The 20,877-nt window shown below is 52.7% G+C and carries 18 protein-coding genes; 11 read left to right on the top strand and 7 right to left on the bottom strand.

Translation table 11 applies throughout. The features are described 5' to 3' along the window. Positions 1-27 precede the first annotated feature (27 nt). A complete protein-coding gene (gene rnz, locus PMIT1303_RS08910) occupies positions 28-984 on the bottom strand; it encodes a ribonuclease Z (RefSeq protein ID WP_063398467.1) in 957 nt (318 codons plus the stop codon). Positions 985-1,080: 96 nt separating this feature from the next. On the opposite strand from rnz, the gene PMIT1303_RS08905 reads away from it, so the two are divergent. The 3 genes from PMIT1303_RS08905 to PMIT1303_RS08895 all read left to right on the top strand — a co-directional run bounded on the left by PMIT1303_RS08905 (position 1,081) and on the right by PMIT1303_RS08895 (position 6,623). Further along, the gene (locus tag PMIT1303_RS08905; RefSeq protein WP_369818720.1) at positions 1,081-2,526 is read left to right on the top strand and encodes a SpoIID/LytB domain-containing protein; all 1,446 of its coding nucleotides are present in this window, start codon (positions 1,081-1,083) and stop codon (positions 2,524-2,526) included. Then, positions 2,527-3,363 carry a glucosamine-6-phosphate deaminase gene (locus PMIT1303_RS08900; RefSeq protein WP_063398402.1) on the top strand — a complete coding sequence of 279 codons (837 nt, stop codon included), beginning with the start codon at positions 2,527-2,529 and terminating at the stop codon, positions 3,361-3,363. It begins immediately after the preceding gene. 293 nt (positions 3,364-3,656) lie between these two features. After that, the gene (locus PMIT1303_RS08895) at positions 3,657-6,623 is read left to right on the top strand and encodes an autotransporter outer membrane beta-barrel domain-containing protein (protein WP_063398401.1); all 2,967 of its coding nucleotides are present in this window, start codon (positions 3,657-3,659) and stop codon (positions 6,621-6,623) included. Positions 6,624-6,764: 141 nt separating this feature from the next. On the opposite strand, the gene PMIT1303_RS08890 is transcribed toward PMIT1303_RS08895, so the two are convergent. The 4 genes from PMIT1303_RS08890 to rplU form a co-directional block, all read right to left on the bottom strand. Further along, positions 6,765-7,508 carry a YebC/PmpR family DNA-binding transcriptional regulator gene (locus tag PMIT1303_RS08890; RefSeq protein ID WP_063398466.1) on the bottom strand — a complete coding sequence of 248 codons (744 nt, stop codon included), beginning with the start codon at positions 7,506-7,508 and terminating at the stop codon, positions 6,765-6,767. 71 nt (positions 7,509-7,579) lie between these two features. Continuing rightward, on the bottom strand, positions 7,580-8,557 hold the full coding sequence (truB, locus tag PMIT1303_RS08885; RefSeq protein ID WP_063398400.1) for a tRNA pseudouridine(55) synthase TruB: 978 nt from the start codon (positions 8,555-8,557) through the stop codon (positions 7,580-7,582). A 63-nt stretch (positions 8,558-8,620) separates the two neighbouring features. Next, positions 8,621-8,887 carry a 50S ribosomal protein L27 gene (gene rpmA / locus PMIT1303_RS08880; RefSeq protein WP_011825214.1) on the bottom strand — a complete coding sequence of 89 codons (267 nt, stop codon included), beginning with the start codon at positions 8,885-8,887 and terminating at the stop codon, positions 8,621-8,623. A 42-nt stretch (positions 8,888-8,929) separates the two neighbouring features. Next, complete coding sequence (gene rplU, locus PMIT1303_RS08875) at positions 8,930-9,331, bottom strand: 50S ribosomal protein L21 (RefSeq protein ID WP_063398399.1); 402 nt, start codon at positions 9,329-9,331, stop codon at positions 8,930-8,932. Positions 9,332-9,789: 458 nt separating this feature from the next. On the opposite strand from rplU, the gene PMIT1303_RS14360 reads away from it, so the two are divergent. The 3 genes from PMIT1303_RS14360 (at position 9,790) to kaiC (ending at position 11,927) form a co-directional block, all read left to right on the top strand. Beyond that, positions 9,790-10,002 carry a hypothetical protein gene (locus PMIT1303_RS14360; RefSeq protein ID WP_369818719.1) on the top strand — a complete coding sequence of 71 codons (213 nt, stop codon included), beginning with the start codon at positions 9,790-9,792 and terminating at the stop codon, positions 10,000-10,002. Further along, the gene (kaiB, locus tag PMIT1303_RS08860; protein WP_063398396.1) at positions 9,999-10,358 is read left to right on the top strand and encodes a circadian clock protein KaiB; all 360 of its coding nucleotides are present in this window, start codon (positions 9,999-10,001) and stop codon (positions 10,356-10,358) included. Before PMIT1303_RS14360 ends, kaiB begins: the two co-directional genes overlap by 4 nt. A gap of 102 nt (positions 10,359-10,460) precedes the next feature. Next, positions 10,461-11,927, top strand: a complete 1,467-nt coding sequence (gene kaiC / locus PMIT1303_RS08855) for a circadian clock protein KaiC (protein ID WP_369818718.1) — start codon at positions 10,461-10,463, stop codon at positions 11,925-11,927. Between the two features lie 57 nt (positions 11,928-11,984). On the opposite strand, the gene PMIT1303_RS08850 is transcribed toward kaiC, so the two are convergent. Both PMIT1303_RS08850 and purD read right to left on the bottom strand, forming a co-directional pair. Beyond that, positions 11,985-14,042, bottom strand: a complete 2,058-nt coding sequence (locus PMIT1303_RS08850; RefSeq protein WP_063398394.1) for an ATP-binding protein — start codon at positions 14,040-14,042, stop codon at positions 11,985-11,987. 24 nt (positions 14,043-14,066) lie between these two features. Then, a complete protein-coding gene (gene purD, locus PMIT1303_RS08845; protein WP_063398393.1) occupies positions 14,067-15,383 on the bottom strand; it encodes a phosphoribosylamine--glycine ligase in 1,317 nt (438 codons plus the stop codon). A gap of 101 nt (positions 15,384-15,484) precedes the next feature. On the opposite strand from purD, the gene PMIT1303_RS08840 reads away from it, so the two are divergent. From PMIT1303_RS08840 to fabZ, 5 genes are all read left to right on the top strand, one after another. Continuing rightward, complete coding sequence (locus PMIT1303_RS08840) at positions 15,485-16,483, top strand: hypothetical protein (RefSeq protein WP_063398465.1); 999 nt, start codon at positions 15,485-15,487, stop codon at positions 16,481-16,483. Next, positions 16,480-17,208, top strand: coding sequence for a phosphoribosylaminoimidazolesuccinocarboxamide synthase (gene purC, locus PMIT1303_RS08835; RefSeq protein WP_063398392.1), 729 nt, complete (start codon positions 16,480-16,482; stop codon positions 17,206-17,208). The genes PMIT1303_RS08840 and purC overlap by 4 nt, the downstream gene beginning before the upstream one ends. A gap of 69 nt (positions 17,209-17,277) precedes the next feature. Then, a complete protein-coding gene (locus PMIT1303_RS08830) occupies positions 17,278-19,566 on the top strand; it encodes a BamA/TamA family outer membrane protein (protein WP_063398391.1) in 2,289 nt (762 codons plus the stop codon). Then, positions 19,566-20,423, top strand: a complete 858-nt coding sequence (lpxC, locus tag PMIT1303_RS08825; RefSeq protein ID WP_063398390.1) for a UDP-3-O-acyl-N-acetylglucosamine deacetylase — start codon at positions 19,566-19,568, stop codon at positions 20,421-20,423. The genes PMIT1303_RS08830 and lpxC overlap by 1 nt, the downstream gene beginning before the upstream one ends. Further along, positions 20,420-20,875, top strand: coding sequence for a 3-hydroxyacyl-ACP dehydratase FabZ (fabZ, locus tag PMIT1303_RS08820; protein ID WP_197459805.1), 456 nt, complete (start codon positions 20,420-20,422; stop codon positions 20,873-20,875). Before lpxC ends, fabZ begins: the two co-directional genes overlap by 4 nt. Positions 20,876-20,877 lie beyond the last annotated feature (2 nt).

Genomic DNA, 20,877 nt, shown 5'->3' with positions numbered 1-20,877 from the left:
ACGGGGCGGGAGCTCTAAGGGCCGTAATCAAGAACTGTTGCAGCGCGGAGCGACTTCAAAACTGAGGAAATCCTTGGCGAGGATGGTGTTCGAAAAGATCGCTTGCGCTTCTCGTAGCAGGTCATTTGGGGTAACCGGATTGCCTGGCGCATAGCGGGGACTGAGGTGGGTCAATACGAGTTTCCCGACGCCGGCTTCGGCAGCTGTTTGGGCCGCCATGGTGCTGGTGGAATGCTGCTTCTGATAAGCCATTTCTGCTTCGCTATGGGCGAAGGTTGCTTCGTGGATCAGCAGGTCCGCGCCTGCGGCTAGTGCCACAGCAGCTTCTGAAAACACCGTATCGGTGCAGAACACGATGCTGGCGCCTGGGCGATCTGGTCCGCAGAAGTCCCGGCCATCCACCACGCGCCCATCATCGAGGCTGACCTGCTCACCACGCTTTAAGGCGGCATAGACGGGGCCTGGCGGGATGCCGAGGCTTTGGGCTCGTTCAAGGTTGAAATGGCCTGGCTTGGGTTTTTGCTCCACGCGATAGGCGTAGGCGGGCACGCGATGGGTGAGCGGGGTGCAGCGCACCAGGATGTCTTTGTCTTCAAACACAATCAGGTTCTGCTCTGCTGCGTCTCGCACGCGATGAACCTTGAGGGGGTATCCGATCCTGGTGGAGCTATTGCGCAGCACGCCTTGCAGATAGCTTTCCAGTGGATCGGGGCCGTAGAGATCCACTCCGTTGCTGTTGCCGGATAGGCCGAGGCTGGCCAACAGACCAGGCAGGCCAAACACATGGTCGCCATGCATGTGGCTAACGAACACTCGTCTGAGCTGAGAAAGACGCAGATCGCTGCGCAGGAACTGATGCTGAGTGCCTTCTCCGCAATCAAACAGCCACAACTCAGCACGTTGGGGCAGCCGCAGAGCCACGGCAGAAACATTGCGGGCTCGTGTAGGTACGCCCGAGCTGGTGCCGAGAAAGGTGACCTGCAAGGCCGTTAACACCCCTAAGACCATGCTGCCATGGCTTGGGGCCTGGCCTGGTTGTTGTGATCGGGGCACACTGAATGTCCTTGTTGAACATGTTGATTGGCTTTGCCCGCGTCGCTATGGGCTATGGGATTGGTCGGCGGGGTCACACTCACGGCCGTAAGCCCTGCTGCCCAGGTGATTGCTGTGCAGGAGCCAGTGATGCGGGTGCTAGTGCTGGAAGCAGCAGCTCTGCGTCTGCGGGCTGATGCTGAGCTGCCTTTGCTTGTGGCAGGCTTGGGTTCGAGCGAGCAGAGGCTGAGGGCGCTTTCGCTTCGCAAGCAGCGCGGTCAGCTGCAGCTGACACTTGAGGGGCGATCGCGGCGATCGCTATCGCTTGCTTTGCAGCGTGAGCTCAGGGTTCGCAGTGCAGACCCACGCGGGATATGGCTGGGCAAGCGTCGCTATCGCGGTGAGTTGAGGGTTCGATCTGTTGGTGCAGGCTTGCAGGTGGTGAACCACCTGCGCGTGGAGGACTATCTGGCCAGTGTGGTGGGCAGTGAGATGCCGGAATCCTGGCCTCTGGCTGCACTGCAGGCCCAGGCGGTGGCCGCTCGCACCTATGCCCTTGCTCAACACGGCAAAGCAGGTGGTTTTGATCTCAAGGCCACCGTTGCCAGTCAGGTGTATCGCGGTGTGGAATCTGAAACTGCCAACACCCTGAAGGCGGTGGAAAGCACCCATTCGCTGGTTTTAGTGCATGGCGGCAAGTTGATCGATGCTGTTTTTCACAGCAGCTCTGGCGGGGCAACAGAAGCGAGCGGGGCGGTATGGAGCAAGCAGCTGCCTTATCTGGTCAGCGTGCCGGACCACGATCAACACAGCCCTGTGCATCAGTGGGACGTGTGGTTTGAGCCGCATCAGTTGCGAAGAGCGTTCCGCGAAACCGGCGGTGTGAACAGCATTGATGTGCTGGGTACTACGGGCACGGGCAGAATTCGCCAGGCTCGTGTGCAGGGGCCTCGTGGTGATTTGCTGCTGAGCGGCAAGCAGCTGCGCCAGCGTTTGGGCTTGAAGAGCACCTTGGTGCGCTTTGAAATGCTTGCCTCGAAGTCAGCAAAGCCTGGCGCAGGCGTTGGCCGTCAGCGCTTTCTGCACAGCCTTGGAAAACGCAACTCTGCTGGGGCTGGCACGGTGTTGATGGGGTCTTGGCGTGATGGCGCAACAGGCAAGAGCTTGTTTGCACCCAGCGTTGATGCCAATGCCAGTTTCATGGGCCTGACCCCGCCGCCGCCTTTGCCACCTCTGCCGGTTCGCTCAACACGCCGCTCGCGTAATCAGCCGCTGATGTTGCTTGCGATGGGGCAAGGTTTTGGCCATGGCGTGGGCATGAGTCAGTGGGGTGCCCATGGCCTGGCGAAACGGGGTGCAGATTTTCGCCAAATCCTTAATCACTACTACCGAGGTGCAGAGATTGTTCCCTATCGGCAGCTACAGAACTCCTCCTTGGCCTTGCTGTGGCGCTCTCGCCAGCCTGGAGGAGTTGAGAGCATGGGAGGCGCCTAATTGAACCTCTTGCGGCCTTCTGTCGCCTCTGAGCAAGGATTCGCGAGCACGATCACGGTGCGAGAGAACCTGCCCAGCCTTGTGGAAGCGGTTGTTGATGCACTGGAGGGGCATCTAAGGCAGCGGCTTGAGGAGCAGAGGCCGAAACCGCTTGGCTTGGCCACTGGTCGCACGATGGTGCCGATCTATGGCGAATTGGTGGCCCGTTTACAGCGTTGGCCAGCTGATCAGCTGGAGCATCTGCGGCGCAGCTGGTGCAGCTTCAATCTCGATGAGTATGTGGGCTTGGAGGTAGCTGATCGGCGCAGCTTTGCGGCCTATATGACGCGTCATTTAGGCAAGCCGTTGCAATTGAGCCCGCAGCAGTTGCATCTTCCCGATGGCGAGGCAATCAATCCAGAGCACCAGGCTGGCAGTTATGCCGCTCAGTTGCAGAGTTTTGGTGGTGTTGGTGTGCAGTTGTTGGGCTTAGGCAGCAATGGCCATGTGGGTTTCAATGAGCCGCCTTGTGGCCCAGAGGCGTCTTGCCGGGTGGTGTCGTTGTCGCAGTCCACTCGGCAACAGAATGCTGCTTCTTTTGGTGGTGATCCCAGCCAGGTGCCATCTCAAGCACTCACGCTTGGATTAAAAGAAATACTCGCGGCAGATGAAATTCATTTGATCGTGACGGGTTCAGCCAAAGCAGAGATTCTTAAGAAGTTGCTTAATTCGCCATGCACTGAAAAGTTGCCGGCAAGTTGGTTGCGCAATCATGCTCGGGTTTCACTTTGGCTAGACCAATTAGCTGTTGCTGGAGAGAAAGTTCCTGAAGCGAATCTCAGTTCAAAGTTGATTTGAGTTTCACCTTTTGGTTGCTTAGAAGGAAGCGAATTATTAGTAAAAGCAGTTAATTTATTGCATCGCAATAGGACGTTATTGGCATAGCATTTTGCCTTGTTGAAGGCATGAGAATAGGACCAAGAGGCGCTAGGCTTTGAATGTCTACACTGATTTTGAATAACACTGATAAGCTATTGGGATATAATTGTATTTTTAAGATCTAAATATTGAATCAGGTTATTGGCATAGTTGCATTCTTTGGAAAAATCACTAATGTCTTTTAGGTATAAAATTTTACTTGATCTGCAGCAATGCGTAGTAAGTCTCTTCTGCTTTCAGTCGCTGTGTTTTTGGCGGCTGCTACGCCATCGATTGTTTTTGATGCAACTCGAGCTCAGGTCGGCACAGCAGATGTCGCCACTGAAACTGATTCTGGTTCGGCTGGCACAGCAGATGTCGCCACTGAAACTGATTCTGGTTCGGCTGGCACAGCAGATATTGCCACTGATGAAGATGATGAGGTGGAGGTGGCCAAGATTAATGATAATGACTATGAGGAAAATCCTTGCCTGGACTTGAGGGGGGAAATTAAAGGTAAATGCAACACGACTGTTCTCGCAAGATCAACTAAGAAATACAAGACGATTGAAAGTGCCAGCAACTACAAGGATAAAGTCACCGTGTATAGCCAAGGAACACTTTCTATTGAAGGTGATATTAAACTCTATGGGGAAATAGATACTATCAAAAATGAAGGAACAATTACTGGCAATATATATATGGGCGATGGAAATGATACGATCACGAATCAGCCGTTTAGCTCCAATTACGTTTCAATAATTGATGGCAATATATATATGGGCGATGGAAACGATTATCTATACAACGGTGAGAGCAAAGTCTTAGGCGCAGGCTTTACTGGTTCAATTAAAGGCAGTATCGATATGGGTAATGGAGATAATAAACTGTTCAATTACAATGGCTCAACAATTAATGGCGCTATAACGATGGGCGATGGGGCTGATACTCTAACTAATGACAATTCAACAATTAATGGCGCCATAACTATGGGCGCTGGAGTTAATAGTCTAATCAATAGTAGTAATTCAACAATTAATGGCAGAATAATAATGTATGGAGTTAGTTCTCTAACCAATGGCAATCTATCAACAATTAAGGGCGATATAGACATGGACGATGGAGGTGACACTCTGACCAATACCGGAACAATTAACGGCGATATAGGTATGGGCGGTGGAGGTGACACTCTGACCAATAACGGAACAATTAAGGGCGATATAGACATGGACGATGGAGGTGACACTCTGACCAATGCCGGAACAATTACTGGCGATATATATATGGGCACTGAAGATGACACTCTGGCCAATACCGGCTTTATTGAGGCAAATAAGATCTATGGTGGGAAAGGCCAAGACACCTTGGAAATGAAGGGAGGCGAAATCAGGGTTTATCCTTCAGGCGTTAACACTATTTCCATTAAAGGCTTTGAAAGTATTAACTATAGTGGTGGAAAACTATATATAAATAATGCTCAGTGCCAAGATTGTGAAGATGGCGAATATACAATTATTGAAGGCAATATCAACGATACAGAGTCCCTCGCTAAGAATGTATTCCTTGAGTATGGCCGTGTAGGAAGCCGAGAACTAAAATTTACAGGTCTTGGTGATAAACTAGGCGTCGAAACTGCACTCCGCAAGGCTTATTTAAAAGGTGGCTCTTTAGTACTTGTTGTTTCTAGTAAGACAGCTGATGAAATTCAAGAGGATCTAGGGATTATCGTGGATAAAGATTTTGGAAAAGACCCGGTCGTTGATCCTGATTTTGGTGTTGACCCGGATGGTGATGGCATCCCTAATGCCGAAGACACCGATGATGATGGCGATGGCATCCCTGATTCAAAAGACGACGGCTCTCTGCCTGGTTGCGAAGATGATCAGTCGCTATGCGACATCATTTCCGACATCCCCGGAGAAGAAGATGATGCATCGAGTGATGAAGAAGACCTCGCTTCCGAGATCATTGAAGAAATCATTGATGGCCTTGAAAGTAATGACGATGATATTGATGATCTGCCCATGATTGATTACGGCCAACTCGCAAAGTTGGTCACATCAGGGTTAACTCCACGCAATGTGGATGGCCCTGGTCAATCGATGGCTACCTACAACAATCTGTTGGTTGATACGGTTTTTGAACGCCTGCCATTGAGGCAGTTTGATGTTCAAGAAGATATTGATGTGCAGTCAGAAGAATCTGTCAGTGTAGAAAATGAGCCAGATGGTTCTGCTCTTGTTGATGTAGAAGAAGAAGTATTGATCATTGATGACCTTTCATATCTAGATCGCAACTCATTAACGGCGGATTATTCCGAACGCGATGGCATGCGTGCTTGGTTCCGTGGTTTTGGCGGTAGTTCATCTGCTTATCAAACCAGCATCCTCTACAACGATTACGACATCAGTGCAGGAGGCGGCATTGTTGGTGTGGATGTTTCTCTTGCCAAGAACTTCCAACTTGGTGCATATGCCAACTACGGCCAGATCAACCTCTCTCAAAATTCCTCAGACATTGGCGGTGGCTCCTGGAACCCATCCGGTTGGGGTGGTGGCATTACCGCTGATTGGTGGACCGACAACTTCTATGTTCAGGGTCTACTGGGCGGCACCGGTTTCTCTGGTGATCAAAAACGTGAGATCGTTTCGATTGCTGATGGCTGGGGTGATGAAACAGCCACTGGCGATAAATCAGCGACCTCTTACCTGGGAGCTGTGCGTTTAGGAGCACCATTTGATCTCGGCAGTGTTCTGCTTGAACCCCAACTCACGGCGGTATGGAGTCAGAACAATGAGCATTCCTTCAGCGAATCATCTGTTCGTGATGCACTTCAGTTGTCTTACAAGAGCCGCACCACCAACTATTTCCAAACGGATCTTGGTGTGAAGCTGGCCTACCCAATCAAGACGGGTGATAGCTCACTGGTTGTTCCAAGCCTCAAGTTGGGTTGGTTGCATGATTGGGATCAAAACAACGCAGCCCAGAAGATCGGCTACACCTTCACTGATGACACGGTGTCAGTTGAATCGAATCAAGAAAGCCAAAACGGCCTGCTTATCGAAGCTGGAGTTGATTACACGGTCAACAATTTCGGAACCACTTCATTCAAGTTGTATGGCCGTGGAGGTCTTGAGTTCTGGGATGCAAACCGCGGCACCGATTGGCGTGCCTCTGGTGGTGTCACCTTCCAGTTCTAAGAATCACTGTTCAGCATTCAACTGAAACCGCTGGGGTCGTGATCAGGCCTCAGCGGTTTTTTTTAGCGCTCTATCCCCTTAGCTTGTCGTCACAGCCTTAGTGGCGCTGCTGCTGCTTAGTTATCTAGCCATTTTCTCTTGTTAGCTCTCTAGGTTTGAGCTGATGTGATGCACATCGTCGAGTTTATCTAGTGCATCCAGCAATTGCAGGCATTGGTCTTCGCTTTTTTGATCTGCTGGGCTGACCGTGGTGAGTGGTCTCCAGCAGTGTTCCCATCCCTCAACAATCCAGCCTTGATCTCTGAGCCCAGCCTGCAGACCTTCTAAAGCTTGAAACGGGCCATACACCACAGCGCCATCGTCGATCAATTGATAGCCATCAGCTTCAAGCTCCAGCAGGTTTTCCAGCAATGCATCTTCTGAAACCTTGCCCCCGCCTTGCGCAGACTGCGCACTCAAATACACTTCGCTGCGTTGCTCAAACAAGTAGGCCACGCAGCCGCTTTCGCCGAGCTTGCCGCCGTGTTTATTAAAGGTGAGGCGTAGGTCTGCGGCCGTGCGATTGCGGTTGTCGGTTAATGCTTCGATCAGTACCGCAACGCCACCGGGGCCATAGCCTTCATAGCGGATGGCTTCCAATTGGCATGCGCCGTTTTGATCGTGGCCGGAGCCTTTTGCAATCGCGCGCTCAATATTGGCCGCAGGCATTCTTGCGGCTTTGGCTTTGTTGATTGCGGTGCGCAGTTGAAAATTGCCATTGGGGTCGCCGCCGCTTCTTGCTGCTACAGAAATTTCTCGTGCCAGACGAGTGAACACAGCTCCTCGCTTGGCATCCACCACCGCTTTGCTGCGTTTGATTTGAGACCATTTGCTATGGCCGGCCATGGCGGAGGCTGATGAGGTTGTTGCTTGACCATTAACGCTAGGGGTGTTCGGGTTGAACGACAGTGTTGCGATCATCCCCGTGCGTTGAACACAACTTTGGGCTTCACTGTTGCGTTGTCTTCCCAGTAGGCCATTCCGGCAACTTCGCCTCTGCAGTCGATCACCACGAGCATGGGCTTGTTTGCGCTTGGATCAGTTTGGTTGGGAGCAGTTTGGTTTGGATCAGATTCTTGCTGATCAGAGGCCAGAGGTTTGGGTGCTGGTTGGCATTGATCTTGATGGGCGGTAATGCGGCGCCCGCAGCTCCAGCTCTCCTGTTCCTCTTCGTTGAGTTGCAGTCTTGGTAGGTGTGCAAGGGCCGTGAGTGGCGGTAACACAGCAGGCGGAGTCGTTAGGGCTGGATTGTCTCGATCGGGTAGTGGCACGGCTTGTTGCTCGTGAAACCCCAGTGCTTGGGTTCGCTTTAACCACCCCAGACAAGCGCCGCAGCCAATTAATTCGCCTAGATCTCGTGCGAGAGAGCGAATGTATGTGCCTGATGAGCAATGCACGTTGAAGTCAATTTGGCCCAGTTGTTGGTTCCAACTGAGTAGCTGCAAGCGATCAATCGTGATCGTTCGCGCTGGAATCTCCATCGTTTCTCCCCTGCGTGCACGTGCATGGGCGCGTTCCCCTTGCACATGCACGGCTGAAACTTGCGGTGGCCGTTGCTGAATCCTGCCGCGAAACGGATCGAGATAGGCCTCGATCTCTGCTGTGTTCAATTCGGGCCAGGCTTGCTTGGAGATCAGATCCCCTTGTTGATCGTCGCTACTGGTGCGTTGGCCCAGTTGGATGCTGCCGCGATAGCTCTTGGCGCCTGGTAGATAGGGCAGCAGCCTGGTGGCATGCCCTAGGGCGATGGGCAAAACTCCTGTTACGGCAGGATCAAGAGTGCCGCCGTGGCCCACGCGCTTGATGCCAAACACGCGCCGCATACGACTGACGCAGTCGTGGGAGGTGAGGCCAGCAGGCTTGTCGATCACCACAAAGCCGAAGGGCACAGTCACCTGATCAGCAGCGTTCAGTTTGTGACTGCTGCTGCCCGCATTGTCTGCAAAGGCTGAGATTGCTCAGCTGGAGGCAACCACACTGATGCGCTTGCGGTTGCGCAGGCTGCGGCGAATGCTTTCGAAGGTCACCACACCATCGGTTAGAGCGAAGAGGGTGTCGTCTTTGCCCTGGCCAACGTTCACCCCTGGCAACACTGAGGTGCCGCGTTGGCGAATTAGGATCGACCCTGCTGTAACGGTTTCGCCGCCATAGGCCTTCACGCCAAGACGCTTGGAATTTGAATCGCGGCCGTTGCGTGTGGAGCCTGTGCCTTTCTTATGAGCCATGGTGATCTAAGCGGTATTAAGAGCAGTGTATGGAGGGGGTGGTTAGCTGAGCGCTTTGCCGTCTATTGAAATGGATTGAACCATCACTCGCGTGAGTTCTTGGCGGTGTCCATTTTTGCGTCTTGTCTTCTTCTTGGGGCGCATTTTGTAGACGATGATCTTGGGCCCACGGCGGTGGTCCATCACCTTGAGTTCAACGCTGGCGCCCTTCACGTAAGGCTGGCCAACTGTGGTGTCATTCTTGCCGTCTTTGATCAGCAGTACGTTCTCAAGGGTGACGGTGTCATCAACAGCCGCTTGCAGACGGTCTAGGTCGTAGTAACGGTTGGGTTGCAACCAAAACTGCTGACCAGAGGCCTCAACGATGGCGTATGAATCACTTTGTTCTTTAGCTTCAGCTTTGGCTGCAGCGGCTTTTGGCTTTGCAGCGGGTTTCTCGGCCATGGGTGGTTAAGACGCGTTCAGGCTCGGAATCTGCAGAGCTGGGCTGTTAAGCGCCGCACCACTTTGACCAATTTGGCCTGACTCGCAATCGAGAGACAAACAAAGATCTTCCCGCGTTTAGGCGCCTTTAGTCAAGATTGAACGCTGATCTCTGAGCGTCAAAACGTCGGCACCAAGCCGTCGTTGATCATGGCCTTCTCTTGCGGCTCAACACACCAGCATTCTTTGAGGTTTGCTGTCATTGGTGTTTTGCCAGCCCTGATCTCCTGAGGATGTTGTGGTCGCAGGCCTAGAGAGGCTCTGATCAGCTTGTTGCAGTTTCAGTTTTGTCTTGAGGAGAGGATTTCGTTGATGCAAAGATCGATCGATGAGTGATTTTCGAGATTCTTGCGCTCTTTGCCTGGCCCTAGATCGCGAGCTGATCGGCATTGTTTGCTGCTTTATTGATCACCTAGGTTGTGGAGATCCATATGGATCTCATTGACGCTTTTTGGCAGCAGTTCAGACTTGAGTTGAATGAGAGAGACTCATCGCAGGGCGTTCTGTTCGCCTTGCTCGATCTGTCAAATCACCTTTGGGTGATGCTTCAACGCTCGCTTTTCGCAGAAGTACCCCTTTCGTTGATATCAATCAGTTCCGATTTAGAAGATGCTTCTGAGATGCAATTATGAGCCCAAGAAAAACCTACATCCTCAAGTTGTACGTAGCAGGGAATACCCCTAATTCGATGCGTGCGCTTAAAACTCTGCGCGACATCCTCGAGAACGAGTTCCGTGGCGTGTATGCGCTCAAGGTGATCGATGTGCTCAAGAATCCTCAGCTTGCAGAGGAAGACAAAATTCTGGCGACACCAACCTTGGCCAAGATCCTGCCGCCACCTGTGCGCAGGATCATTGGTGACCTCTCCGATCGCGAACGGGTTTTGATTGGTCTGGACCTCCTCTATGACGAGATCTCTGAGGAGATGCTCGGCTCATCGACGCTGGATACGTTGGCAGACGATGACATTGCATCGCCAGATTCTTAAGGCTCGCGGTGCAGCGCTTTGTTCCATGGCTAATTCTCTCTAGCGTTTGAGTAGAACGTCCTAGCTATGCAGTCTTCTAGTAGTGCCGGTGGCTCCTCCCAGATGCAGGTGCAGAAGCTACCTACTGGGATCGAAGGTTTTGATGATATCTGTCATGGCGGCTTGCCGACGGGGCGTAGCACGCTGATCAGTGGCACGTCGGGTACAGGCAAGACAGTCTTTTCACTTCATTTTTTGCACAACGGGATTACACAATTCGATGAGCCGGGAATCTTCGTGACCTTCGAGGAGTCTCCATCAGATATTTTGCGAAATTCCGCCAGCTTTGGTTGGAATCTTCAGGAGATGGTAGACCAGGATAAATTATTCATACTCGATGCTTCCCCGGATCCTGATGGTCAGGATGTTGCAGGTAGCTTTGATCTTTCAGGTTTAATCGAAAGGATTAATTACGCCATCGTTAAATATAAAGCGAAACGGGTCGCAATCGATTCCATGACAGCCGTTTTTCAACAGTACGACGCTATTTCTGTGGTGCGTAGGGAAATCTTTCGCTTGATTGCACGTCTTAAGGTGATTGGTGTTACCACCGTAATGACCACAGAACGGATTGATGAATATGGCCCAATTGCACGCTATGGGGTAGAGGAGTTTGTCTCCGATAACGTCGTCATCCTACGCAATGTTCTTGAGACTGAGAAGCGTCGACGTACCGTTGAGATTCTCAAGTTACGTGGCACAACTCACATGAAGGGTGAGTTTCCATTCACCATGGGCACCCACGGCGTCAGCGTCTTTCCTTTAGGCGCAATGCGGCTTACGCAGCGTTCCTCCAACGTGCGGATTAGTTCTGGTGTTCCTCATCTTGATGAGATGTGTGGTGGAGGGTTCTTCAAGGATTCGATCATTCTTGTTACTGGTGCAACGGGGACTGGTAAAACCCTTTTGGTGTCGAAGTTTATTGAGGATGCTTTCCGAAATAAGGAACGCGCGATTCTGTTTGCCTATGAGGAGTCGCGAGCCCAACTGCTGCGTAATGCCACCAGTTGGGGGATTGATTTTGAAGAGATGGAAAGTCAAGGCCTGTTGAAGATTATTTGTGCTTATCCCGAGTCGACCGGTCTGGAAGATCATCTGCAGATTATTAAATCGGCGATTGGACAATTCAAACCATCGAGGATGGCCATTGATTCACTTTCTGCCCTTGCACGTGGCGTGAGCCTCAATGCCTTTAGGCAGTTTGTGATCGGAGTAACAGGTTATGCAAAGCAAGAAGAAATAGCTGGATTCTTTACCAATACAGCTGAAGAGTTTATGGGAAGTCATTCGATTACCGACTCCCATATCTCCACAATCACCGATACTATTCTGCTGCTTCAGTATGTGGAGATCCGCGGCGAGATGGCCAGAGCTGTGAATGTATTCAAGATGCGTGGCTCCTGGCATGATAAGAGAATTCGTGAGTATGTGATTACTGATAATGGCCCACAGATTAAAGACTCATTCTCTAACTTCGAACGGATCTTCAGTGGTGCTCCTCATCGTATTACTAACGACGAACGCGCTTAATGTTGCTTCGATGCCAAGGGCCTTAGGAACGCTAGCTGATTCAGGTTGTTGGCTGAATTAGAGTTCTAAACCTTGTTCTTCTTGTCGAGTTGTTCGTACTGACTGAACGATAAGCTCGTCGGCATCTGTTTGCTCAAGAGGTAGATCAAACCAAAAGGTTGTGCCCAGCTCAACCTCACTGGCCATTCGTATTTGGCCGCCATGCTTTTCGATGATGCCGCGCACGATTGATAGCCCAAGACCGGTGCCAGCTTCTGTATGCACGGCATTTTCCACGCGATAGAAGCGATCAAAAATGTGCTGTTGGTCATCCTGATTGATGCCATGGCCGGTGTCCGCAACTTCTACGCGGAGCTTGGGGAGTGGTGAGAAAAATTCGCAATGTGGTGCTGATTTACTGCTCTCGATTGGAGACATTTTGCAGCTATCAGGCCATGTGTAGGCTCGCACCATCAGGCTTCCACCAGCACGACTAAACTTGAGCCCATTGCCAACTAAATTGTCGAGCACTTGGAGTAGTAGATCCCAATTTCCAAGGATTGTTGGCAGCTCATCATCCGTATTGAGCTCAATATGAATCTGCTTGTCATCTGCATTAAGCCGATAGTTGCGTAGGGTTTGCTCGATGGCAGGGCGAAGATCCATGGGCTCGAACTGCACGGTTCGTCCGGATTCCAAGCGCGAAAGGTCGAGCACATCATTAACGAGTCGAGCCAGCCTATCGGTTTCGGAATTAGCAACACCTAAAAATTCTTTCTTTTCTTCTTCGCTGAGTTGATCGCCGAGATCATGCAGTGTTTCTACATAGCTTTTGATGTTGAACAGTGGTGTTCTAAGTTCATGTGAAACGTTGCTAATGAAGCGGCTTTGGGCTGCATTGAGCTCCACTTCTCTGGTGAGGTCCTGCACTGTGATTGCGATGCCTTTAAGGGTTTCACCGCTTTGATCGCGTACTGACTGCAACACGATGCGAAGTGTGCGTGATGGTTCTTCAAGACTGCAACGCAGATCGTTGCTTTCACCGATATTGCGCAGCAGAGATTGAAGGGGATCATGCAGTTCGTTTGCGATGATCTCTGGTAACTCATTGAGCAGTTCCTGGCCCTCAAGATTGCGACCTTCCCAGCGAAATAGCCGCCGTGCTGTTGGATTGGCCAGCACGATTTGTCCAACTTCATCGAGCAGTAAAGCGCCATCGGCCATCGTGGCAATCAGCGATTGCTGCTTCACTTGGGCAGCAGTGAGCTCTTCAATATTGGCGGCGTCATAGGCCTCCAGTTGGGAGGCCATTGCGTTGAAGCCATTCAGGAGTTCTCCCAGTTCTCCTCCCATCGGTAGAGCGATTCGAGCTTCGAAATTGCCGGAAGCAATGGCCCTTACACCTCGCAGAAGCTCCTTCACAGGCTGCGTGATCGTTAGAGCATTGAAGACGGCGCCGAGAATCACAAGCACCCAGATGGAGATGAAGACGGCAATCGTCACCTGTCGCGTGAGAGCCGCGCTGGCAAGTGCTGTGTCGTTGGGGTTGACCCCGAGAGCCAGGGTCCCCAGATAATCGCCTTTCCACACCAGTGGAACGAAGACATCGGTGAGTTGACCTTGAGGGGTGAGGTGCTGGCGAATCAGTGCGTTTTCTGGTCGTGATGGAAGCTCTGCTGGCAGTTCCAAGCGATGGTTGAGCTGCAGATCGTTATCACCGCTGACAGGGGAAGCGCTAATGGGGATGCCCAGATAGATCAAGCCATCTGGGTCGGCGAAGAAGATGTAACGAAGGCTGCGCGAGCGCCAGAATTGTTCGGCAACAGTTGCCAGTTCCCTGTCACGTCCTTGGGCGACAAGTTCAGTGACGTTTCCAGAAAGGAGGAGTCCTAGATCCCTGGCGTAACGCGTGTCATTCATCCCTGCATCCCTTTGGATGCCGTTGAGGACGAAGAAGGTGACGCCTGTCATCAGCAGGCTTACCACCAGTGTGGCGATTGCCAACAACTTGGTTTGCAGGCTGAATTCTGCCCACCAGAGATAGATGCGTTCCCCCCAGCCGGGTGGCTCTGGTGGGGGTTGGCCATCTCCTGGGGGAGCCCACTCTGCGATGGCTTGCGAAGTACTGCTGGCCATCAACCCATTCAGCGTCTCTTCACCCTAGGACTGGCGCACTTGGTGACCGATGTCCCGGCGGTAAGTGATCCCTTCGAAATACACCTGATCAAGACCTTGGTAGGCGTTTGAGAAGGCCTGATCAAAATCGCTTGCTTGAGCCACAACCGCCAACACTCTGCCGCCATTGGTCAGTTGATCTCCCTCTTCAGTGCAGCGGGTGCCAGCATGGAAAAGCTGTAGGGATGGGCCTGGCTGTAGCTGAATGTTGAGGCGGTCACCCTTGCGAGGTGCATTGGGGTAGCCCGCTGCTGCAGCCACGACACATGCACTGCAGCGGTCCACGATCAACAGCTCTGGTGCTTGATCGAGGCAACCAAGGGCACAAGCCTGCAGAACCTTTGCCAGCTCTGGACCCATCAGTGGCATAAGCGTCTGGCATTCGGGATCGCCGAAGCGACAGTTGAATTCAATCACCTGCGGACCAGAGGGGGTGAGCATCAATCCCGCATAGATGACACCTCGATAGTTGATGCCTCGCTGCTTCAGGGTCGCCAGGGTTGGCTCAAGGACAACCCTGCGCACAAGGTCGAGTCCTGCTGCATCGAGCAGGGGAGCAGGGGCATAAGCCCCCATGCCCCCGGTGTTAGGCCCCCTGTCGCCGTCCTCTAGACGTTTGTGATCCTGAGCAGGAGGCAGCAATAACAATCGCTGGCCATCGCAGAGTGCGAAGACGGATACTTCTGGCCCTTCTAGTCGCTCTTCAAGCACCAATTGGCAACCGGCCGCTCCGAATCGGCCGCTGAAGACCTCCTGGATTGCTTCAGTGGTTGCTTCGATGCTGTCGGCCACGCAGACCCCTTTGCCTGCTGCTAAACCATCGGCCTTAACAACCAAGGGTTGTTGCACTTGATTCAGCACGCTCAGAGCTTCTGCTGCTGTGCTCACTGTCCAGTGTTTTGCTGTTGGCACGCCGGCTTCAGCCATCAGGGTTTTGGACCAGGCTTTGCTGGCTTCCAGCTGGGCACCCTCGGCCCCTGGCCCAAATACAGCTAGCCCGGCCTTGCGCAGTCCGTCAGCCACGCCAGCGGCCAGTGGAGCTTCCGGCCCTATTACCACTAGATCGATCTGAAGCGATTGGCAGGCATCAATCAGGCCATTGACGTCGGTTTCTGCGATCGCCAGGCACCCACAGCCCTGGTGCTCTTTTGTGCCCCCATTCCCTGGTGTGACCCAGACCTCTTCTATGCCGGAACAGCGTCGTAGTGCCCATGCAAGGGCGTTTTCACGTCCACCACTGCCAACCACAAGCAGCCGTTCTAAAGGAGGGAGGGGGTGGGGACGGGTGCTGGACATGGCCATAGGAACAAGCAGGGACGGGGAAGACTCCTAGGTTTGAGCAGGCCGGATCTCGTCAGAGAAATCCGTTGCCCTCTTCCATCTTTGTTGAACGACTCAACTCCATGGGGATTCATTCGCTGCCGCTGACTGTGCTGCTGCTGGCTGCCGTCAGTCAGGCTGCGCCTCTTAATTCTGCGACTGACCTCCGTGCTCCTGCTAGGGAGCCCATGGCTGAACTGGTCTATCGGCAAGTGTTGCTCGATGGGGCGATACCAGAGCTCAACACAGCTTGTGCTGACGCAGCCCTGTTTGGCTTGAACTTGCGTCTGCAGGAACTTCGTAATCGCCTGATCGACATTGCTCCTGCACCTCAACCCTTTGAGGTTGTGATCGCCAATGCTGAAGCGCTGATGGTCTGCAAGGCTCCAGCTAGCACGCAGACGGTGCTCAGTCGTATCAGCCCAGCGCCAGGCAGTCAGCGTCGCGCTTGGTTGCTGCTCTCCTGGCAGGCGGCCAACGCATCTTTGGATCATGCCCAGGCGGCCCTTGCTCTGCGACGCCTGGCAAATGGCGATCTCACGGCCTTGAATTTTGAGCAGCTCACCGTTGGCTATGGAGATGATGGCCTGCCGCTGACACGCGCTGCTCTTGATCTCTTGGTGGAACATGAGCTTTCCATGGATCGTTCGGCTGAGGCGGTCATGGTGCTGTTGGCTGGCCGTGAGCGTGACGCATTGGGGGCCCGCCGTCTTGCTCTGGCCGCTGAGTTGCTTCAAGGTCTAGGCAACGATCAGCACTCATCACTGTTGGAATCAGCCCTTGACCAGGCGGCTGCAGATCAAGCTTGGGGGCTGGCAGAAGACTTGCTGCGATTGCAATTGAAGTTCGATTTAGCAGCGGGTGGTGACGGCTTAAGGCCCCGACAGCGTCTAGAGCGTCTCGCTAATCGCCTCGATGATCGCTACACCCTGTGGGAGTTGGTTCGGGGGGATCTAGATCAGCAGGATGCTGCAACTTTGCTAGAGCAAGAGCTGCGCTCGCCGCGTCAGCCTGGCGGCCATGCTGCTGTTGAAGCGCATCAAAGTGCGCCTCCTTTTTCAGTTCCATCAGAATTCAAATGACGCCAGATCACGGCCCTCTGCTCTATGAGGGCAAGGCCAAAAGGGTCTTCGCTGCGGATCAGCCCGATCGTGTGTTGGTGGAGTTCAAGAATGACGCCACGGCGTTTAATGCACTCAAACGGGCTGAACTCGAGGGCAAGGGGCGACTGAACTGTCAGATCTCGGCACGACTGTTCGAGATGCTTGAGCGCGAGGGTGTGCCCACCCACTACCTCGGCCTGGCCGCCGAAACCTGGATGCTTGTTCAGCATGTTGATGTGATTCCCCTGGAGGTTGTGATTCGCAACGTGGCGACTGGATCGCTTTGTCAACAAACGCCGATTGAGGCCGGTACTGAGCTTTCGCCCGCTTTGTTGGACCTCTACTACAAGGACGACAATTTGGGAGATCCCCTGCTGAGCGAATCAAGGCTGCAGCTGCTTGGATTGATCAGTTCGCAGCAGCGTTTAGAGATCGAACAGTTGGCCCGTCGGGTGAATCAGCTGTTGCTGTCATTTTTTGAGAGCTTGGACCTGTTGTTGGTGGACTTCAAGCTCGAACTTGGACTCAACAGAGCAGGCACTCTGCTGGTGGCGGATGAAATCAGTCCTGATACCTGCAGGCTTTGGGACCATCGAAATAGCGATCCCCAGGCCCGCATCCTCGATAAGGATCGCTTCCGCCAGGACCTTGGTGGAGTGATTGAAGCCTACGGGGAGATCCTCAAACGGGTCCAAGGGGTATGAGCTAATCCCTTCAACTGCAGGTAATGTCAGCGCACATTTGGCGGCTTTGTAGCCGGATTCCTATCACCCATGGCCAGCTTCCTATCTAGCGGACCCTCGGATGCCTTGCGGCGAGGTGCATTTGGCCTGGTTCTGGCCTTGCCGCTTCTTGCTGCTCCTGCGCGCGCTCAGACACCCGAGCAGGACACTCAGCCCCCAGCCACGGAGATCTTGGTCAACGATGATGTTCAGGTGGACGAGGTGGCCACTCCTGAAGGCGTCGTCGAGCAAAGCCTGGAGGTCGAGCAGATTCAGGTCACCCCTGCTGAGCAGCAAGAGCTGCCTCTCAACGCATCTGAACAGCTGCCTGAGGAGCCTCGTGTCTTGATCACCGAGGTGATCATCGAAGGGATTGCAGGCCATCCGGAGCAAGAGCGTGTAGAACTCGCCGCTTATGACGCCATGGTTGTGCGTCCCGGTAGTCGTGTGACTCGAGATGAGCTCAAACGTGATCTCGATGCGATTTACGCAACGGGCTGGTTCTCTGATGTGCGCATTGAGCCGAGTGACGGCCCTTTAGGGGTTCAGCTCGTGGTGCAGGTGCAGCCCAATCCATTGCTCACCAAAGTGGAACTTGATCCACCTGATGTTGAGCTTTCTGAATCTGTGATTGAGGAAACATTCAGCCCCGACTACGGCAGGACTCTCAATCTCAATGAACTGCAGGCTCGTATGAAGGAGTTGCAGCAGTGGTACGCAAACGAGGGCTATTCCCTGGCTCGGGTCACCGGGCCCACGCGCGTTTCTCCACAGGGAGTGGTGCAGCTCAAGGTGATCCAGGGCACGGTGGCAGGGGTGGAAGTGCAGTTCCTCAATAAGGAAGGTGATTCCACCGATGAGAAGGGTGAGCCGATTAATGGCAAGACCAAGCCCTGGGTGATTACACGAGAGATATCAATCAAGCCTGGCGAAGTGTTTAATCGAAATCAGCTTGAGGCTGATATTAAGCGTCTCTATGGCACATCTCTTTTCAGTGATGTCAAAGTCACCTTGAAACCGGTTGCTGGTGAACCTGGCAATGTGACAATCATTCTTGGCATTGTTGAGCAGTCCACCGGTTCGTTGTCAGGTGGTCTGGGTTATAGCCAGAGTCAGGGTGTTTTTGGCCAGATACAACTTCAAGACAGCAATCTTCTTGGTCGTGCCTGGAATATGGCATTGAACATTACCTACGGTCAGTATGGAGGCTTAGGAAGCATTTCATTTACGGATCCATGGATTAAGGGTGATGCTCACCGTACGTCATTTCGTACCTCTTTATTTTTAAGTCGTGAGGTGCCGCAAGTTTTTCAGAGCCAAAATAATGGCAATATTCGCACCCTTAAAGATTACTATGATGGTGGTTCTAGTTACGCATATGATATAGATGAAAAGAATAATCCTGCGGGAAGGAAATTTGATTCAGTTTCTGATGCAGAGAACGCAGACTCAAATGCTAGTTGGTTTGACTATGAAGGGAATTCTGTTGCTTTGCAAAGAATTGGTGGCAATATAATTTTCGCAAGACCTCTTAATGGTGGTGATCCATACAAGAAAGCACCATGGAATGTCTTGGCTGGCTTGAATATTCAGAAGGTCAGACCGATCAACTTCTCTGGCGAAAGCCGTCCTTATGGTGTGGCAAATGATGACATTAAGGATGACCGTGTGCCTGATGATGATGTGATTTGTATCGCCTTTGATTGTGCAGATGAAAACAATCTTCTTGGTGTAAGAGTTGCGGCTACTTATAATAATTTGAATGATCCTCGTAATCCAACTTCTGGCAACTTCTTTAGTTTCGGCACTGAGCAATTTGTATCTGTTGGGGAGCATTCACCGACCTTTAACCGTCTTCGGACTAGCTATACACATTTCATTCCAGTTAATTGGTTGAAACTTGCCAAGGGCTGCCGTCCTAAGCCAGGGGAACCGGAAAATTGTCCTCAGGCCCTTGCTTTTCAGGTTAAGGCAGGCACAGTTTTAGGCGATCTGCCTCCTTATGAAGCTTTCTGTCTTGGTGGATCTAATTCCGTAAGAGGTTGGAGTGATTGTGATTTATCTGTAGGACGAAGCTTTGTTGAAGCGACGATTGAATATCGATTCCCGATTTGGAATATCGTTTCTGGTGAGGTTTTCGTTGATGGCGGTACTGACTTAGGTTCCCAAGAGAATGTTCCTGGTAAGCCAGGCAAACTTCTCGACAAGCCTGGTTCTGGTTTTTCGATCGGTTCTGGTCTGATTGTTACCACTCCAGTAGGGCCATTGCGCCTTGAGGTGGCAACACAGGATTTCACCGATGAGTGGCGCTTTAATCTCGGGGTTGGCTGGAAGTTCTAGTGGCTTTTTGGCCCACGAGTTATGACCGTGCTTGGACCCTAGGCGGAGCTGTCTCAAGACGAGGGATTGGGCTTCATGGTGGGGAGGTCGCCGAAGTGCGTTTACAGCCTTCGGCGCAAGTTGGCTTTCATGTCTCCTGGCTGGACAACAGCGACCCACCAGTCACTTTGGGGCCACATCAGGTTCGCAATAGTCAGCTTTGCACCACTTTGGAACTGGGCGACCGCCATTTAGGCACGGTGGAACATCTACTTGCGGCCTTGGCGGGCTGTGGCTTGACCCATGTGGAGATCCAGGTCGGTGGTGAGGAAATACCGCTTCTTGATGGTTCAGCTCTGGGCTGGGTGGAGGCGATAGCAGAGGTGGGCCTTACTCCTGCTGCAACCCCTCGTGCCGATCCGCTCGTGCTTGAGCGTGCTTTGGTGTGTCATCGCGGTAGCAGTGTGATCACAGCGACACCTGCCGAACGCTTCAATGTTGTTGGTGTGATTGATTTCCCACAAGCTGCTATTGGTCATCAGATGCTGGCGATTGAGCTCACTCCAGAGGGGTTTACTGAACAGATTGCTCCGGCGAGAACATTTGGGTTTCGCGAACAGGTGGATCAGCTCTTGGCGGCGGGCCTCATCCAGGGGGGGGCCCTAGACAATGCCTTGGTTTGTGATGGTGATCATTGGTTGAATCCTCCACTGCGATTTGCTGATGAACCAGTGCGCCATAAGCTCTTGGACTTGATAGGAGACCTTGCTCTTGTGGGATTCCCTCAGGCTCAGGTTCTCGTCTATCGGGGGTCCCATGGACTCCATAACGATCTGGCGAATGCTCTCCTTGCCGTCTGTCCTGTGACTGTCTCTTGACCGATCCCTCTCCTAATACTGCTGTGTTGACAAGTGAGCAGATCATGGGGCTGCTGCCTCATCGTTATCCGTTCGCTCTGGTTGATCGTGTTGTGCTCCATGAACCTGGCCAGCGGGCTGTTGCGATCAAAAATGTGACCCTCAATGAACCTCAGTTCCAGGGTCATTTCCCTGGTCGTCCTTTGATGCCTGGGGTCTTGATTGTTGAGGCGATGGCCCAGGTGGGTGGTTTGATCGTGGCCCAGATGCCCGATCTGCCCAAGGGGTTATTCGTGTTTGCAGGTATCGATGCAGTTCGTTTTCGCCGTCCGGTTGTGCCAGGAGATCAGCTCACGATTAGCTGCGAGCTGCTTAGCTTGAAGCGGCAGCGCTTTGGCAAAGTCAGGGGGGAAGCCAGGGTGGAGGGCCAGCTGGTTTGCTCTGGTGAGTTGATGTTTTCCTTGGTGGACTGAGG

Origin of the sequence: Prochlorococcus sp. MIT 1303 (assembly GCF_001631965.1) — a bacterium.
GTDB lineage: Bacteria > Cyanobacteriota > Cyanobacteriia > PCC-6307 > Cyanobiaceae > Prochlorococcus > Prochlorococcus marinus_D.
Note: the sequence above shows the minus strand (reverse complement) of the source record. Positions and strands in the feature narration are given on the sequence as shown.